A 17,231-nucleotide genomic window follows, 5' to 3' on the forward strand; every position below is an offset into this window, starting at 1 on the left:
GTTTATGAAAATTCGTATGGTGCGTAATCTCGTCATTGTCGCGCTGATGCTGATGATGCAGGCCTGTAGTACACAAAAGCCGCATTCGTTTAACCTCGCGGACTTTCTGAGCGCCAAGGAACTGCCTTATGATTCGCCGCCCCAAGTCATTTACCGAATTGACGATCACCGGTTCGTGACGCTGGAGCGGTATCGTGATTGCTATCACGGCGAGACCTTCTACAACGATACGAAAACAAGTATCCGCAGGAAGCTTGGGCGGGGTACCGTCGAGAATTTCCAGGGGCGAATCATCAATGCCGATCCGACTGGAATGAATCTCGTGTTTCCATCCGCAGTCGCGCCTTATACAGTTTGTGGCGACAGAGGATGCAACCCCGTCATGGCGTACTCAACGGATGGTGGCAACACGTTTCATGGAATGGTATATGCGAGGCACATCTATAAGCCGTTCGAGGATTCGAAGAGATTTACGGTTGCAGCAACGAAAGATAAGCTGTTTGTCGCTCAAGTCGATTATGGCGACGAAGACGGTGATCCTTACGTGAAAGAATACCCGTTGCTTCCGAATATCGATCTGAGTAAGCCATATCCTCCGGGCGTACGCAGTTCGACATTTTTGGCGTCGAAGAGACCAGGTCTTTTTTCGAAGCTTCGCACTCCCTCCGGTCAAGACCGCATCACGTGCGACGCATCAATCAAGCCGACCAATCCCGATGCGCCGCTGGTGCGTTAGAACGCGCGTGTCCCTCGCTGCAAGGAATAACACCATGAAAAATCCCGTTTGTCTCGGTGACTCCACAACACACGGCGGCACCGTCAAAACCGCCTCGTCCACGTTCGCCCTCGACGGCCGCAAGGTAGCCTTGCTACACGACATCGTGTCGTGCCCCGAGCACGGCGATAACCGCATCATCGAGACGGGCGTCGGTTATAGCGAAAGCGGGCGCAGGTGGGTCGTCGATCGGTGCCGCACCGAGTGCGGCAGCCATGTCGTTGCCCAATCGTCGGGAGTGTCGATCGCATGAGCATGCAATGGCACATGCGTCCGCCCTTGCCACGCGTATGCGGCAAGCCGCCGCCGCTATGGATCGCGTTAGCCATCTACGTCGTCATCCAAGCGGCCGGTGTGGTCATCACGGTGCTGACCTGGGGGCCGCAGCCGGTCGCGTCCGGCGACTTTTTTGTGCGCTTGCTGGTCTTGCCGCTTGCGCTGACGGTTGCTTTATGCGGGAGCCTTTACAGCGGCTACGAGCAGGAGGTCAACGATACGGACTGGTGGAACTTCCTGTGCCGGGAGACCCAGTCGAGTTGGCGACGCTGGGCGCAGCGGCGCGTCGTCATCGTCGCGAGCACGACACTCACACCGGAGGCCGAACTGGGCGAGCGCATGTTGGGCTTGGAAGGACCGCGTCCGGCGAATGCCGGTAAACGGCTACCGCTGGCGAACCATGACCAGGCATCCAGCGAAGCGCGGCTCGAAGGCGTACTCACCAGCCTGTTGACGCCATTGTCAGCGACGATTGCAGGCGTCGCGCGCACCCGCTCGATGCACGTCTACCTGCAATCGGCAACGCAGGACGATTTGTCCGAGTTGAGGCAGCTTTGGCAGCGCTTACGCCTGCCCGATCTCGTCTCGTTCTCCTGGGTATCGCTCGATACGCCGCTGTCACTCACCGAACCTTGGTTTGGCAACGATCACCCGCCGGCGGAGTTCGTGCTGACCCTTGCTTGCCAACTGCATCGAGCTGACCAGGCACCGGCCTGGTCGGAGGCCGCCATAGCGCTTCTCACCACCTCATCCGACGTGATGCGCAGTTACCGTGGCAAGCGCAGGCCGCAGGCGTATCTGTTGCGGCCAATCACGGCCGAAGCCGATGAGGTGACAGACGCAACCGCCGCTCTTCTGCGCGCGCAGCAGGTTCCGCCCGACCGGATCAAGCACCTGTGGACGAGCAGTCTACCTGGACATCTCCGGCACGCTACCGCAGCCGCGGTCAAGGACAGCGGGCTCGATTTGCCGACGCACGACCTCGATGAAGCGATGGGTGAGCCGGGGCCAGTCAGCCCGCTGCTGCTGCGCGCATTGGCGGCGCAGATCGTGCAGCACGGCCAAGGCGTACAACTGGTCGCCACGCCGACACGGCACGGTGTGCAACTGAACCTGATTGGCACACAGCTGGCGCCGGTTGAACCCGTCAAGTCCGAGTATTACCGGATGCTCAGTTTGTCTGCGACCATCGGCTTGATGGGGGTGGCCTGTTTGACGATGTTCGGAGCCGAGACGTTGGGCGTCATGAGACCGTGGATCGGCTGGGCGGTGCTGGCGCTCGTGATCCTGATGTTGCCGATCCAGATAGGCGGTTCGATACTGAACCGGCGTCTACTGGAAGACGACTTTTTCAGTGAGTTGCAACGGTCAAAGGAACGCACATGAGTAAGCTCGGGACACGCGATGCGTGGCACGAAATCGAACGCGAGGTTCGCAAGCGGGGGCGGTGGAGCAATCATCGCCGCTACGCCGTACTGTATCTGTTTTGGGTGGGCGCGATTCTCTGTGCGGTGTGGGAGACGATCGTTTGCTGGATGGCTGCACAGGCACTGGATAGCACCTGGCCGTTCATGCCAGGAGCTGGACTGTGGGCTGCGACGCTGTGTTGGGTTGGCCCGGACGCGCTTCGTCACTGGCGACAGCAGGTGGCGATGCGTCTGTATCACGAGGACATCGCCGACGGCTTATGTTCCGACCGGGGCATGCAGATCACGGCGGCGAACGGCTGGGGGTGGTACAAGCAGCGGGGTTCGCCGCTGTGGATCAGTTCGACACGCGTCCGCCCCAAGGTGCGTGTCGCGGACGCCTTCTATCGGTTGTGCGGTGACCTTCCCCTGCCTCGACTCATGCGCGGTCGCGACCTAATCCACCCACTTGACGAGTAGCTCCCATATATTGTTTCGGCCGCTCTCCTTAAAGACATTGCCAGCAAACGGCGGCGTGACCGGTGCGTCACGCCGCCGTTTTCATTTGCGCGGCGAACAGGGAGGCGCAACATGCACGCGAATACAAGGCCGGACGTACTGGCGGGGATGCGCGATCGAACGAAGCGGCGCATCGGCGCCAGGCTGCGGATCGCCGCAACGGGGATCGGCGCCGCGCTCGCGATGTCGGGCGCCGGTGCGGCCGGGCATGCGAACGCGGATGGCATCGTGCGATTTACCGGCGTGCTCGTCGATCTGTACGACGTGACGTTCGACGCGCCGTCGATCGGGGTATCAAGCCGCGCGACGGCGGCGACGCTCCGGTTCGATGCGCATGGCCGGCGCTTGCCCGGCGCGCACGTGGCGCTCATGGGGCTGGACGGCCAGCCGATTTCCCGGTCGGCGGGAACTGCGATTCGCGCAACTTGGCACGACGCGCGCGACAATCGCATCGTGTCGCTGGAATCCGGGCGCGCGCATCGCATCGGCCCGTACGGCGGCGTGATGACGATTGCGGCGGATGAAGCAACGGGCGCCGTGGCGCCCGTCGTGATCCATATCCGTCATCCTTGACCGGCGAGAGCCGCGCGCATGCGGATCGCCGGCCACCGCCTGCGTGTCATTCGCCCTGTTCGGCGCGCGCGTAGATGTCCCAGCTCGCCATGAACAGCGCGGCGACGAGCGGCCCGATCACGAAGCCGTTGATGCCGAACAGCGCCATCCCGCCGAGCGTCGAGATCAGCACGACCCAGTCGGGCATCTTCGTGTCCTTGCCGACGAGGATCGGGCGCAGCAGGTTGTCGACAAGGCCGATCACGCCGACGCAGAACGCAACGAGGATCACGCACTTCCATACCGCGCCGATCATCAGGAAGTAGAGCGCGGCCGGCACCCACACGAGGCTCGCGCCGATCGCGGGCAACAGCGACAGGAACGCCATCAGCGCACCCCACAGCACGACGCCCTCGATCCCGAGGATCCAGAAGATCAGGCCGCCGAGCGCGCCCTGGACGAGCGCGACCGCGATGTTGCCCTTCACCGTTGCGCGCACGACCGTCGTGAATTTCGCGAGCAGCAGGTTCTTGTGTTCTTCGTCGAGCGGCAGCGCGCGGCGCACGCGGCGGCCGATCTCGCCGCCGTCGCGCAGCAGGAAGAACACCATGTACAGCATCACGCCGAAGCTCACGACGAACTGGAACGTGTTCTGGCCGATGCTGAGCGCCTGGGTGGCGGCGAACTGGCTGATCTGCGCGGCGCCGTCGGTCAGCTTCTTCTGGATGCCGGGGATGTTGGTCAGCCCGTATTTCTGCAGCAGGTTCTGGATCGACGTTGGCAGCGCATGGATGATGTCATGGAAGTACTGCGAATAATTCGGCTGGGCGTCCTTGAGCTCCTGGTACACGTACGCGATTTCCTGCACGAGCGTCGCCGTGACGAACACGAGCGGCAGGATCACGATCAGGATGATCAGCGACATCGTGACGAGCGCGGCCAGATTGCGCCGCTTGCCGAAGCGTGCGGCCAGCCAGCGCTGCACGGGCTGGAACAGGATCGCGAGAATGGTGCCCCAGAAGACCGCGCCGGAGAACGGGGCGAGGATCCAGCAGAGTCCGACGGTGACCGCGAACAGCAGGAAGTAGAAGAATTTTTGGTGATCGTGTCCGCTATCCATGGATGACATTCGCGCAGATTGATGCGTGGTTTGATTGAATCTCGTTGTCCCGCGCGCGATCGGTTCGCGAACCTCAGGTTCGCGCCGCAACGCGCCGCCGGGCGGCCCATGCGGAGTATGCCCGCAAAGGTGCCGCCATCATAGCCGCTGCGTGATGCACATGCGAAAACGCCGCGGCCGAGGCCGCGGCGCTGCCGGGAAGCGAACGCGGCGCGAGGCCGCGCGCCGCATCGTCAGATGTTGAGCTTGGTGACCTTCGTGCCGTTCACCGACAGGTCGCCCATGAGGCCCGCGTTGGTCAGGATCAGCACTTCCACCGGTGCGGTGGCCGTGTTGGAATCGACCGCGCCGTTCGCGCCGACCTTCACGACCGCGACCGACGCGTCGGCGCCGGCCGACCAGCCGTCCGACTTGCGGAACGAGTCGAGCGCATCCTGCGTCATGAACAGGAACACGACCGCCTTCGATTGCGCGCCGGCCTGCAGGCCGACCGACAGCGACGACGTGTTGTAGTAGCCGACGGTGCTGCCGCCCACGCGCAGCGCGCCGTTGCCGGACTGGGCGCCGACGATGAAGCCGGCTTGCAGCACGTTCGGGAACACGAGGACGCCGCGTGCTTTCGAGACCAGGTCGCGCGAACCGGGCACGGTCGAATACAGGCGCGATAACGTCGCGTTCACGCTGGCGTCGATCGACTCGCGCTTCGACGCGCTGGCCGCGGCGCTATCGGGCTTGCCGGACGTGGTCGTGCAGCCGGCGAGGGCGAGACTGCCGAGCATCACGGCAGCGGCGGCTTTCATGGCGAGGGATTTCTGCATGGCGTTTCTCCTTCGTTGTCTGATGAGTGACGGGCGAGGCGGGCGGCGGTGCACGCCGCCCCGTTCAACGGCGGGAAAGCAGCAAGCCCGCAACGAACGCAAGGCCCGCGACGACGCCGGCGGTTTGCCACGGGTTGTCGTGCACGGCCTGCGACACGCGTTCGGCCGATTCGCGCAGCCGGGCGGCCGCGCTGCCCGATGCGTAGTCCAGCGCGCCGCGCGCTTCGTCGAGCCGGGATTGCACGCGCTTGCGCAGCGCGGCGATATCGCCGTCGCCATCGTTTTTCAGCAGATCTTCCAGTTCGTCGACCAGCCCGCGCAGATCGTCGGTCACGTCGTCATGCAGATCGCGGGCAGCCGCGCGCGTCGTGCGGCCCACGCGTCGGCCGGTGCGACGGATATCGGACAGCCCGCGGTCCAGCTTGTGTTCGATCGAGTCGGTAAGCGCCATGGTGTTTATCCTCCTTTGATTCAAGGCAATTTGAAGATAAGAAGAATCGCTGCAACTTATGTGATTCACTTGATCCGATTGAGTTTCGAGACAAATTTTCAATTCGTCGACGGAATCGCCGGGAAGCCCCGTCGCGCGGGGCGGCGCAGCGGTTGAAAAAATTTCGTGCTTCGGGGCGATACAGCGTGTCGAGCAGCGGGTCGCAGTGAAGGTCCGGTAAATATGGCGCCGCCACGGGCATCAGGTAAATAGTGCCGTTGCAGGTTGGTTGTTGATGCAAATGCACTACTCGACGCCCGGTGGAGGCGCACGATTCGTGCCTGATGCCGGCGGGGTGCCGGTGTCGTTCAGTGCGACGTCGATGACGACGGGATCGTGGTCCGACGCGCGGTAGGCGTCCGGCGCGTAATAAGCCGCCCGTCGGGCACGCGTTTTGTAATCGGGCACGGGTTGCAGCGCGAGCGGTTCGTCCGCATTGATGTGCCAGAACCGCACGGCCTTCACGCGCGCGGCGAGCGGCGGCGTGGCGAGCGCATGGTCGAGATTGCCGGCTTCGCCGCGAAATACGTAGCTGTACGCAGCATCGCCGACGAAGCGCGCGACCAGGTTCGCGTAGCCGCGCGCTTCGAGCGTGCGGACCGGGTCTTCCTTCGCATAACTGTTCAGATCGCCGATCAGCAGCACACCGTCGGCCGCGACGCCCGTCGGCGACGTGGCGAGCCAGTCGGCGACGCGCGCGGCCGCCCGCGTGCGCGCCGCGTTCCAGCAGCCCTGGCCGTCCGACTGGTCGAGATCGGCGCCGCTCGCATGCGGGCAGTTCTTCGACTTCAGGTGATTGACCGCGACCGTGAGCGCACGCGTGCCGCCGATGCGCCGGAACGTCTGCGCGAGCGGCGGGCGGTGCCGGCCGCCGAGCGAGACGGTGGCGGCGCGCCCGACCGGCTCGACCGTGCGGCTGTCGTACAGCAGCGCGACCGCGATCGCGTCGCGGCCCAGCCGCGCGGTGCCGGGATCGACCGCGCGCCAGCCGTCGCCGAGTTGCGCGGCGAGCCGACGGATGGCGCTCGCGTCGCCGTGGCCGTTGTTCGCGATTTCCATCAGCCCGATCACGTCGGCGCGCAGCGCGCGCAATGCCGCGACGATCTTCGCTTCCTGGCGCGCGAACGCGGCCGGTGTTTTCGCGCCGCGATTGGCCGGCGCGTCGAATCCGCCGCCATGGCCGTCGCCGTTGAAATAGTTGAAGACGTTGAACGACACGATGCGCACGTCGGCATCGGGATGCCGGGCCGGTGCCGCGGTACGCGGGTTCGCGGCGGCATCGAATACGGGCGCCGTGCCGGCCGCCGGTTGCAGCCGCCATGTGCCGTAGCGCAACTCGAGCACGCCTTCGACGCCGCGTACCGTGTAGCCCGCGCGCAGCGTGTTGGCGGCGCTCAGCGCGGGCGGCGGATAGCGGACGGTCGGCGGGTCGCGGCGGTTCGAACCGTCGTCGAGCACGATGCGATTCAATGCGTTGGCCGCTGCCTGCGCGGCAGCGCCGGCCGGCGGCGCGACCTGGGTCGGCACGCGCAGCCGGCCGTTGCTCAGCACGATGCTGCCGTAGCGGCCGAGTTCGTAGGTATCGCTGACCGTCAGCGTTTGCGGCAGGCGTACGCGCATGGCTTCGTGTGCGGCGAGGACGGCGGGCGACGTGACCGGCAGCGTGAGCGCGGCCGGCGTGACCGTCTGCCCGCGGGCGCAGACGGCCACGCGGCCCGTCAGCGTCAACTGCGTCCGGCCGTATCGCTCGTCGACCTTGCCGGTGAGGTGCACGAGATCGCCGGGTTCGGCGCGCGCGTTCGGCGCGTAGACGAACAGGCCTTCCGAAACGCCCGGCCGGCGCTGCCGCCGTGCGTCGGCCTGCTGGACGAAGAAGCCGCCCAAGCCGTCGGCGCCGCCGAACGCCGCGGTGACGACCGCCTCGATCGACGTCGTTTGCCCGGCGAGCGGCGACGGACCGCCGGCGCGGCGGATCTCGGCAATCGCCGTGGCCGCGCCGCCGCAGCCGCTGCTGACTCGCGGCGCGGCGGGGGGCGGTCGGGCGCAGAAGGCCACGGGCAGCACGACGAACAGCACGGCGAACAGCGCGACGGCAAACAGGGGCAGCGGGCGTGACATGGGGCGGTCCACAGGATGAAAATCCGACAGTTCGGGACCGCATCTTGAAGGCAAAATGTCAGGCTGCGGTCGAAATGGCCGTTCGGCCATTGCCGGTTGGCCAACGATGCGGCAAGCCGCTCCGCGGCTGTTACGCTTTCGCACCGGGCATCGTGTACCGCTCGTCCCCTGCATGCCGCCGCGCCCCGTTCCCACAGGAGAAATCCATGTCTTACATGCTGTTGATTGTCGAACCGACCGAACAGCGCGCCGAGCGCACGCTCGACGAAGGCCAGGCGCTCTATGCGCGGATGGTCGATTTCGCCGAGTCGCTGAAGGCGCGCGGCGTGCTGCGCGGCGTCGAGTCGCTGGAGCGGTCCGAGCGCGGCACGCGCGTGCAGGTGCGCGACGGCGAGACGCGGCTGCTCGACGGCCCGTTCGCGGAGGCGAAGGAGATGGTCGGCGGCTTCTTCCTCGTCGACGTCGACACGCGCGAGGAAGCGATCGAGATTGCGCGCCAGTGCCCGGCCGCGCAGTGGTGCACGGTCGAGGTGCGCGCGGTCGGCCCTTGCTTCCTGTGAGCGTCGCGACTCGGTATTTACCCTGATCTGTCGTGGCGCGTGTCGATCCGGCTGTGTTGCGCTCGTCGTCAGGGTAAGGCGCCGCGGAACGGGCGCCGCTTTCCACCGACGACAAGGAGTGAACGATGCGATTCATGATCATGATCCGGGCGAACGCCGTCAGCGAATCCGACGCGTTGCCGGACGACCGGCTGGTCGAGGCGATGACCGTCTATCACGAGGAACTGGCGAAGGCCGGCGTGCTGCTCGACGCCAACGGCCTGAGGCCGAGCGCCCACGGCTGGCGCGTGCGCTACACGGGCGGCAAGGGCACGGTGATCGACGGCCCGTTCGCCGAGACGAAGGAACTGATCGCCGGCTATACGCTGATCCAGGTGCGCTCGCGCGACGAGGCGCTCGAATGGACGCGCCGGTTCCCCGCGCCGTTCGGCGCCGAGCTCGATTGCGAGATCGAGGTGCGGCCGCTGTTCGAGCTCGACGACCTCACGCCGAGCGATGCGGTCGAGCGGTTCCGCGATCTTCACGTCGGCCGCGGCCACGCCTGAATCCAACCTTCCCGGGAGCACCCGTCATGCACAAGATGGTTTTCATCAACCTGCCGGTAGCCGACCTGCCGCGCGCGAAGACGTTCTACCAGGCGCTCGGCTTCGAGGTCGTGCCGGCCTATACCAACGAGCAGGCCGCCTGCATCAGGATCAGCGACACGATTTTCGCGATGCTGCTCGTGCGGTCGTTTTTCCAGACCTTCACCGACAAGACCATCATCGATCCGGCGACGCACATCCAGGTGCTGTCGTGCCTGTCGTGCGACAGCCGCGCCGAAGTCGACACGCTCGTCGCGAAGGCGCTGGCGGCCGGCGGGGCCGCGCCGCAGGCGCCGCGCGAGTATCCGAACATGTACGGCCACGGGTTCACCGATCCGGACGGCCATACGTGGGAGCTGATGGCCATGCCGCTCGATGCGTCCGCCCAGGGGCAGGCGTCGTGACGCATGAGGCCACGCATCGTGCGATCGAAGCGGTCTGGCGAATCGAGGCGCCGAAGATCATCGCGCGCGCCGCGCGCGTGGTGCGCGACGTCGGCGTGGCCGAGGAACTGGCGCAGGACACGCTCGTCGCGGCGCTCGAGCACTGGCCCGTCGATGGCGTGCCCGACAACCCCGCCGCGTGGCTGATGACGGCCGTGAAGCGTCGCGCGCTCGACCGGGTCCGGCAGGAGTCGCTTCATGCGGCCAAGCGCGACCAGCTCGGCCACGAGATGGACGCGCTCGAAGCGCACGTCGTTCCCGACATCGCGGATGCGCTCGCCGACGCGCGCGACGACGACATCGGCGACGACCTGCTGCGACTGATCTTCACGTCGTGCCACCCGGTGCTGTCGACCGACGCGCGCGTCGCGCTGACGCTGCGGCTGCTCGGCGGGCTGACGACGGGCGAGATCGCGCGCGCATTCCTGACGCCGGAGCCGACGATCGCGCAGCGGATCGTGCGCGCGAAGCGCACGCTCGCGGCGGCGCACGTGCCGTTCGAGGTGCCGGCTGCCGATGCGCGGCCCGCGCGGCTCGCCTCCGTGCTCGAAGTGATCTATCTCGTGTTCAACGAAGGCCATGCGGCGACGGCGGGCGACGACTGGATGCGCCCGGCGCTGTGCGACGAGGCGTTGCGGCTCGGCCGCGTGCTGGCCGGGCTCGCGCCGGACGAAAGCGAAGTGCTCGGGCTCGTCGCGTTGATGGAGCTGCAGGCGTCGCGCATGCATGCCCGTGTCGACGCGCAGGGCCGGCCCGTGCTGCTGCTCGACCAGGACCGCAGCCGCTGGGATCCGCTGCTGATCCGGCGCGGCCTCGCGGCGCTGGAGCGGGCGACGAAGCTTGGCGGCGTGCGCGGGCCGTATGCGCTGCAGGCCGCGCTCGCCGCGTGCCACGCGCGGGCGCGGCATGCGGCGGACACGGATTGGGCGCAGATCGTCGCGTTGTATGACGCGCTCGCCGAAGTCGCGCCGTCGCCGGTCGTCGAGCTGAATCGCGCGGTGGCGGTGGGCATGGCGTTCGGGCCGGCCGCGGCGCTCGAACTCGTCGACGTGCTGCGCGACGATCCGGCGCTCGCGCGCTATCACTGGCTGCCGAGCGTGCGCGGTGATTTGCTCGCGAAGCTCGGTCGCGCCGACGAGGCCAAGCTGGAATTCCGCCGCGCGGCGGAACTGACGCGCAACGAGCGTGAGCGCGAATTGCTGCTCAAGCGCGCGATGGATGCGTGACGCGGCCCCCGTGCATGAGCGGAGCGCGCGGCACCGCGCGTCGCCCGCGACCCGCCCCCGGCACTATCGCCCGCATTGAAAAAGCCTATTGGGGGATGCGAACGGAAGCGCCTAGATTGAAGAGCACGACGCGCGCCCGGCGCACGCATCGTTCCCCACATATCTGATCGGCCCGGCGTCGCACGCGGCCGCGCCGACTCGAACGGAGGCGCAAATGGCTCAACTCAAGGGCAGCAAGACCGAAGAGAACCTGAAGGCCGCCTTCGCGGGCGAATCGCAGGCGAATCGGCGCTATCTGTATTTCGCTTCGAAGGCCGACGTCGAGGGGCAGAACGACGTCGCCGCGCTGTTCCGCTCGACCGCCGAAGGCGAAACCGGCCACGCGCACGGCCATCTCGAATACCTGGAAACCGTCGGCGATCCGGCCACGGGCTTGCCGTTCGGTTCGTCGCGGCTGAATCTCGAATCGGCGATCGCCGGCGAAACGCACGAATACACCGACATGTATCCGGGCATGGCGAAGACCGCGCGCGACGAAGGTTTCGACGAAATCGCGAACTGGTTCGAGACGCTCGCGAAGGCCGAACGCAGCCACGCGAACCGCTACACGAAGGCGCTGGACAGTCTCGTCGACTGACGGGCCGCCGCAGGTCGCACGGCATCTCCCGCGCGACCGGCACGCGGCCGGCTGTTCGTTCATCGCCGCCCGCCTCGCGCGGGCGGTGCGCTTGCGCACATGCGCGCCATGCGGGAGCGCCCCATGCCCCACAAGGAAGGCAGTCTCGAAGCGCCGACCCGGCATCCGCTCGACTGGCAGTCCGAAGCGTTCTACGACCAGGCCGAGATCGATGCGGAAATGACCCGCGTATTCGACATCTGCGCCGGCTGCCGGCGCTGCGTGTCGCTGTGCGGCGCGTTTCCGACGCTGTTCGACCTGGTCGACGACACGCCGATGGGCGACATCGAGGACGTGCCGAAGGAAGCGTTCCGCAAGGTCGTCGACCAGTGCTATCTGTGCGACCTCTGCTACATGACGAAATGCCCGTACGTGCCGCCGCATGCATGGAACGTCGACTTCCCGCACCTGATGCTGCGCGGCAAGGCCGCGCGTTACAAGCGCGGCGAAGCGACGCTGCGCGACAAGGTGCTGTCCAATACCGATGCGCTCGGCCATCTCGCCGGCATTCCGGTCGTCACGCAGACGATCAACGCGGTGAACCGCACGCCGCCCGCACGCCACGCGCTCGAAGCGGCGCTCGGCGTCGATCGCAACGCGTGGCTGCCGGAATTCGCACCGCGCACGTTCCGGCGCGCGGCCGGGCGCTCGGCGAACCCGCCCGTGCGCGACGGCGAACGCACGCCCGGCAAGGTCGCGATCTACGCGACGTGCTACGTGAATTTCAACGAGCCGGGAATCGGCCACGACCTGCTCGCGATCCTCGCGCACAACGACATCCCGTACGAACTCGTCACGCGCGAAGCGTGCTGCGGGATGCCGCTGCTGGAGCAAGGCAACCTCGCCGGCGTCGCCGCGAAGCAGGCGGTGAACATCCCGGTGCTCGAACGCTACGCCCGTGAAGGCTATGCGCTGATCGGCGCGATCCCGAGCTGCGTGCTGATGTACAAGAGCGAGCTGCCGTTGATGTTCCCCGACGACGCGGCCGTGCGCGCGGTGGCCGACGCGTTCTGGGACCCGTTCGAATACGTGATCGCGCGGCATCGCGACGGGCTGCTGAAGACCGATTTCAAGACCGGCCTGGGCACCGTGTCGTATCACGTGCCGTGCCATGCGCGCGTGCAGAACATCGGCCGAAAGACGGCCGATGCGCTGTCGCTCGTGCCCGATACGCGCGTGAACGTCGTCGAGCGTTGCTCGGGCCACGCGGGCACGTTCGGCGTGAAGAAGGCATTTCATGCGGATGCGATGCGGATCGGCGCGCCGGTATTCAAGGCGATGGCCGAGCCGCGGCCGGACGTCGTGTCGTCCGACTGCGCGCTCGCCGGCCATCACATCGTGCAGGGCATCGACGAGAACGGGCTGTCGCCGGCGCCGCTCGCGCATCCGCTGACGCTGCTGCGGCGCGCGTACGGCATCTGAGCCGCGGCCGGCCATCCACGAGGACATCCATGACGCTGACCCGCGACTCCCTGCTGACGCTCGAAGCGTACGCGAAGATCCGCAAGGCCGAACATGCGCGGCTCGTCGCGTACAAGCGCCGCCGCGCGGTGGCGCTGGGCAACCACCTGCGCTTCCTGTTCGAGGACGAGACGACGATCCGCTATCAGATCCACGAGATGTTGCACATCGAGAAGATCTTCGACGAAGCCGGCATCGAAGGGGAGCTCGATGCGTATCTGCCGCTGGTGCCGGACGGCACCAACCTGAAGGCGACGATGCAGATCGAGTACGAGCACGAGATCGAACGGCGCGCGGCGCTCGCGCGGCTGATCGGTGTCGAGGATCGCGTGTACCTGCGGGTCGACGGGCATGCGAGCGTCTACGCGATCGCCGACGAGGATCTCGATCGCGAGAACGCGGAGAAGACGTCGGCCGTGCACTTCGTCCGCTTCGAGTTCGACGCGCCGATGCGCGCGGCGCTCAAGGGCGGGGCGGCGCTATCGATCGGCTGCGATCACCCGGCCTACACGATGCCGGCGCAGCGCATCGACGCGGACGTGAGCGCGTCGCTGGTCGGCGATCTGCGCTAGCGCCGCCGTCCCCCGCCGCGCGCCGCCCACGCCGGCTTTCTCCTTTCCGTCCCTGCGGGCCAGCAGCCGCCCCGCACGTCGTGCGGCGCGGCTGTCTGCCGGTTGCCGCGAAGTTGTAACAAGCGTGACGGATTTGCATGCGGGGACACATCGGGCGCATTGCGTCAGCGTCTTTTCATTACTCGCGGAGAAATAATAAAGAGATTGTGCGTGGAGATAATTTGATTCAACGCAAATTGAATGATTTACCGATTCGTGAATGTCTTGTTACGAATTTTCCCCTGATTTACCGATTTCGGGAAACGGTTTCGGAGATTGTTGCCGGCAGGGGCGGACCAGGCGGTAACCCCCGGTTGCGCGGCATTCTTCAGACGCTGCGGAGCCCCGCCGGACGGGCCTTTCCAGCCGCCGGCATAAAGATCCCGCAAAAAAATTCAAGCGTAAATGGATTGCCCGCCCATGGCAGGTTGTTTCAGTACGTAACATTAAGTCATTGTCATATTGAGATAAACCCTGAGGATGGTATGCTTCGTGCACAAAAATTCCCACATTGGAGTGAGACCGCGATTTGTGCGCCATTGCCGGGAATCGCGGCACCGTGAAAGTGCGGTGTCGCCCGGTATGCACAACGCCGGATAACCATAATGTGCAACCTGGCCGCCCCGCGACGCGATGTGTCGTGACGGCGCCGCCAATCGCAGCCCCGGCCTGGCTGCGTGGAGAGATCGACTATGTTCTTCGATGAGCTTAACGATGAAGAGTGGTTTCGCCTTTCAGCGCTGATCGCCGATGAACCCATCAGGCTGAACCGTCGTGGGCGTCCCCGTGCCGAACCGCGCGTCGTCGCGAACGCGGTGCTCTGGATCCTGACGACCGGGGAAGCCTGGTCCAAGCTGCCCGGCCGCTATCCGTCCGGGCCGACGTGCCGTCGTCGCTACGAGGAGTGGCTCGCGAACGGCACGCTGCTGAAGATGATCGACGTGCTGACCCAGTTCAGCGGGCGCACGTTCGCGTATATTCCGCCGCCGCCGGAGGCCGTCGTGCCGGCTCGCCGCGCGGAGCCCGCGCCCGACAACGACCGTTTGCGCGGCGTGTTCTGGCAGAACCCCGAATCGTGGCAATTGCCAGTTGCCCAGGCAAACGTTTGGCAGGGCGAGGGTGCGTCGCTGAGCGCGATGGCGGACGACCAGATGGACGGCCGCGCCGCCGTGTCGTTTACCGTGCCCGGCGCGCCGGGCACGGAGTTGCGGCATGCGCGGGCGTCGGCGGCGAGCTTCGCCGCGGCCGAGCCGCAGGTCGACGAGTATCGCGGCTATACGATCAGCGGCATCGCGCAGCCCGTGCAGAACCTGATGTATCGCGCGTGGGCCGAGATCTCGCAGGACGACCGTCGGGTCGAACGCTCGGGCCTGATCGGCCCGCGCTTCACCGATGCCGAGGCAGCCGAGCAGTACGCGCTCGACTGGGCGCGCCAGTGGATCGATCGCCACGGGGCGAGCGACGCACCGGCGTGCGAGCCGCAAGGCGAAGTGCTGGCCGGTTTGTCGGCGCTGGCGCGCGCGGAATCGGACATCAAGCGCTTCATCGCCGAGCGCCGCGCGGGCGCGTTGTCGGAAAGCCGCAACGATCCCGTGCAGTCGGAGCATCGCGAATACGCGTACCGCGTGGGCTGATCGCCGTTGCCGTGTCATGCGCGGCCCGTCGTGTGCCACGACGCCCGCGCGGAACTGCAGTGTCTCCCTGTCCGCGTTGCCCGGGCGCCGCCGTCGAAGCGGCGCCCTTTGTTGCATGCCGCGTTACTGCCGGCCGTAGGTATCGTCGAAGCGGACGATGTCGTCCTCGCCGAGATACGCGCCCGACTGCACCTCGATCAGTTCGAGCGGCATCTTGCCCGGGTTTTCCAGGCGGTGCGAGACGCCGAGCGGAATGTACGTCGATTCGTTTTCGGACAGCAGGAACGTTTCGTCGCCGCGCGTGATGCGCGCGGTGCCGCGCACGACGATCCAGTGTTCGGCGCGGTGGTGGTGCATCTGCAGCGACAGTTGCGCGCCCGGCTTCACGACGATGCGTTTCACCTGGAAACGCTCGCCCATGTCGACCGAGTCGTAGTGGCCCCACGGACGATGCACCTTGCGGTGATCGGTCGCCTCGGTGCCCTGTCGCGCCTTGATGTGCCCGACGATCTTCTTCACGTCCTGCACGCGCGATTTATCCGCGACGAGCACGGCGTCGGGCGTTTCGACGACGACCAGGTTCTGCGTGCCGACGCACGCGACGAGCCGGCTTTCCGAATGCGCGAACGTCGAGTCGGCGCCTTCGAACAGCACGTGGCCGCGGCCGACGTTCCCGGCATCGTCCTTCGGCGAGATCTGCCAGATCGCGTCCCACGAGCCGACGTCCGACCACCCCGCGTCGAGCGGCACGACGACGCTTTCGCACAGTTGCGGCAGGCTCGCGAGCGGTTCCATCACCGCGTAGTCGATCGAGTTCGACGGCGACGCGGCGAACGCATCGCGATCGACGCGGAAGAAATCGCCGTCTTCCTTGCCCTGTGCGACGGCCTGTTCGCAGGCCGCGTAGATCTCGGGTTCGAGCTGCCTGATCGCCTTCAGCCAGACCGACGCGCGCACGATGAAGATCCCGCTGTTCCACCAGTATTCGCCCGACGCGACGTACTGCTGCGCGAGTTCGAGGTGCGGCTTCTCGACGAAACGGTCGAGGCGGCGGACGTCGAGGGCGCCCGTTCCGGCGTCGCCCAGCGGCGCGCCGACGCGGATGTAGCCGTAGCCGGTTTCCGCGTGCTTCGGCACGATGCCCATCGTCGCGATCTTGCCTTGCGCCGCGCAGTGCACGCCGGCCGCGACGGCCGCGTGAAAGCGCGGCACGTCCGCGACCGCGTGGTCGGCGGGCATCACGGTCATCACCGCGTCGTTGCCGCCGGCGACGAGCCGCAACGCGGCGAGCGTCAGCGCGGGCGCGGTGTCGCGGCCGAGCGGCTCGAGCATGATGGTCGCGTTCTTGGCCGTCAGGCGCAGCTGTTCGGCGGTCGTGAAGCGGTGATCCTCGCCGCATACGATCAGCACGTCGTCGTTCAGCGGATGATCGGCCGTCAGGCCGTCGAGGCGCAGTGCGGTGGATTGCAGCAGCGAATGCTCGCCGAGCAGGCCGATCAGCTGTTTCGGAAAGCGCTCGCGCGACATCGGCCACAGGCGTGTGCCGGAACCGCCGGCGAGAATCACGGGCTGCACGGCGAGGCGGGTACCGACGGCGGGCGTGCCGACGACGGGTGCGGCGGAAGAAGAATGGCGCGTTTCGGCGACCACTGCCGGAGCATTCATGATGACACTCTCCACGGTTGAAGTCAGTGCCTGTCGTTGTAGCATGAAGTAAATCGACAATAAAACCGGGCCCAATGCCGGATATCCGCCGCGCCGCGATCCGGGAGAATTTTCCGCGGTAGCATCGGTCGCAAATAAAAAAATAAAAAATAATTCCGGGCATCGGCCTGTCATGCCCGCCCGCAAAGGGTGAGCGGGAAGCGAAAAGATCGAGAAAAAATCCCCGTTCCCGACCGATTCGGGAAAACCTGCCGATTTAATTAAAAAAGATCGCGGCAAGAATTTCCGATTATTTTT

The 17,231-nt window shown here is 66.2% G+C and carries 18 protein-coding genes; 13 read left to right on the forward strand and 5 right to left on the reverse strand.

What is annotated here, in order from left to right; all coding sequences use genetic code 11:
• Positions 1-4: 4 nt before the first annotated feature.
• The 5 genes from QZM72_RS15115 to QZM72_RS15135 all read left to right on the forward strand — a co-directional run bounded on the left by QZM72_RS15115 (position 5) and on the right by QZM72_RS15135 (position 3,549).
• On the forward strand, positions 5-736 hold the full coding sequence (locus tag QZM72_RS15115; protein ID WP_301738539.1) for a hypothetical protein: 732 nt from the start codon (positions 5-7) through the stop codon (positions 734-736).
• Positions 737-770: 34 nt separating this feature from the next.
• Positions 771-1,028 (forward strand): PAAR domain-containing protein, encoded by a 258-nt coding sequence (locus tag QZM72_RS15120; RefSeq protein WP_089469445.1) that lies wholly within the window; start codon positions 771-773, stop codon positions 1,026-1,028.
• Positions 1,025-2,437, forward strand: coding sequence for a hypothetical protein (locus tag QZM72_RS15125; protein ID WP_301738540.1), 1,413 nt, complete (start codon positions 1,025-1,027; stop codon positions 2,435-2,437). Before QZM72_RS15120 ends, QZM72_RS15125 begins: the two co-directional genes overlap by 4 nt.
• Positions 2,434-2,937 (forward strand): hypothetical protein, encoded by a 504-nt coding sequence (locus QZM72_RS15130; RefSeq protein ID WP_301738541.1) that lies wholly within the window; start codon positions 2,434-2,436, stop codon positions 2,935-2,937. Before QZM72_RS15125 ends, QZM72_RS15130 begins: the two co-directional genes overlap by 4 nt.
• Before the next feature lie 147 nt (positions 2,938-3,084).
• Positions 3,085-3,549 carry a thioesterase gene (locus tag QZM72_RS15135; RefSeq protein ID WP_301738572.1) on the forward strand — a complete coding sequence of 155 codons (465 nt, stop codon included), beginning with the start codon at positions 3,085-3,087 and terminating at the stop codon, positions 3,547-3,549.
• Positions 3,550-3,595: 46 nt separating this feature from the next.
• On the opposite strand, the gene QZM72_RS15140 is transcribed toward QZM72_RS15135, so the two are convergent.
• From QZM72_RS15140 to QZM72_RS15155, 4 genes are all read right to left on the reverse strand, one after another.
• A complete protein-coding gene (locus tag QZM72_RS15140) occupies positions 3,596-4,648 on the reverse strand; it encodes an AI-2E family transporter (protein ID WP_050017367.1) in 1,053 nt (350 codons plus the stop codon).
• 233 nt (positions 4,649-4,881) lie between these two features.
• The gene (locus tag QZM72_RS15145; protein WP_301738542.1) at positions 4,882-5,466 is read right to left on the reverse strand and encodes a YSC84-related protein; all 585 of its coding nucleotides are present in this window, start codon (positions 5,464-5,466) and stop codon (positions 4,882-4,884) included.
• A gap of 64 nt (positions 5,467-5,530) precedes the next feature.
• Positions 5,531-5,917 carry a YqjD family protein gene (locus QZM72_RS15150; RefSeq protein ID WP_089469271.1) on the reverse strand — a complete coding sequence of 129 codons (387 nt, stop codon included), beginning with the start codon at positions 5,915-5,917 and terminating at the stop codon, positions 5,531-5,533.
• A 285-nt stretch (positions 5,918-6,202) separates the two neighbouring features.
• Complete coding sequence (locus QZM72_RS15155) at positions 6,203-8,074, reverse strand: ExeM/NucH family extracellular endonuclease (RefSeq protein WP_301738543.1); 1,872 nt, start codon at positions 8,072-8,074, stop codon at positions 6,203-6,205.
• A 206-nt stretch (positions 8,075-8,280) separates the two neighbouring features.
• Here QZM72_RS15155 and QZM72_RS15160 point away from each other — a divergent pair, with 206 nt between their 5' ends.
• From QZM72_RS15160 to QZM72_RS15195, 8 genes are all read left to right on the forward strand, one after another.
• Complete coding sequence (locus tag QZM72_RS15160) at positions 8,281-8,634, forward strand: YciI family protein (protein WP_006482933.1); 354 nt, start codon at positions 8,281-8,283, stop codon at positions 8,632-8,634.
• Between the two features lie 125 nt (positions 8,635-8,759).
• On the forward strand, positions 8,760-9,179 hold the full coding sequence (locus QZM72_RS15165) for a YciI family protein (protein WP_301738544.1): 420 nt from the start codon (positions 8,760-8,762) through the stop codon (positions 9,177-9,179).
• A 26-nt stretch (positions 9,180-9,205) separates the two neighbouring features.
• Positions 9,206-9,622 (forward strand): VOC family protein, encoded by a 417-nt coding sequence (locus QZM72_RS15170; RefSeq protein ID WP_301738545.1) that lies wholly within the window; start codon positions 9,206-9,208, stop codon positions 9,620-9,622.
• Positions 9,619-10,887, forward strand: coding sequence for an RNA polymerase sigma factor (locus QZM72_RS15175; protein ID WP_175976797.1), 1,269 nt, complete (start codon positions 9,619-9,621; stop codon positions 10,885-10,887). Before QZM72_RS15170 ends, QZM72_RS15175 begins: the two co-directional genes overlap by 4 nt.
• A gap of 214 nt (positions 10,888-11,101) precedes the next feature.
• The gene (locus QZM72_RS15180) at positions 11,102-11,524 is read left to right on the forward strand and encodes a rubrerythrin family protein (protein WP_006479492.1); all 423 of its coding nucleotides are present in this window, start codon (positions 11,102-11,104) and stop codon (positions 11,522-11,524) included.
• 123 nt (positions 11,525-11,647) lie between these two features.
• A complete protein-coding gene (locus QZM72_RS15185; RefSeq protein WP_301738546.1) occupies positions 11,648-12,985 on the forward strand; it encodes a heterodisulfide reductase-related iron-sulfur binding cluster in 1,338 nt (445 codons plus the stop codon).
• 29 nt (positions 12,986-13,014) lie between these two features.
• Entirely contained in the window at positions 13,015-13,596 is a 582-nt protein-coding gene (locus tag QZM72_RS15190) for a DUF3501 family protein (protein ID WP_089469276.1), read from the forward strand.
• Positions 13,597-14,327: 731 nt separating this feature from the next.
• Positions 14,328-15,269, forward strand: a complete 942-nt coding sequence (locus tag QZM72_RS15195) for a transposase (RefSeq protein WP_089469278.1) — start codon at positions 14,328-14,330, stop codon at positions 15,267-15,269.
• Positions 15,270-15,392: 123 nt separating this feature from the next.
• Here the strand turns inward: QZM72_RS15195 and QZM72_RS15200 are convergent, their stop codons facing one another.
• On the reverse strand, positions 15,393-16,934 hold the full coding sequence (locus QZM72_RS15200) for a mannose-1-phosphate guanylyltransferase/mannose-6-phosphate isomerase (RefSeq protein WP_301738547.1): 1,542 nt from the start codon (positions 16,932-16,934) through the stop codon (positions 15,393-15,395).
• Positions 16,935-17,231 lie beyond the last annotated feature (297 nt).

The organism is Burkholderia sp. AU45388, assembly GCF_030481585.1.
GTDB lineage: Bacteria > Pseudomonadota > Gammaproteobacteria > Burkholderiales > Burkholderiaceae > Burkholderia > Burkholderia sola.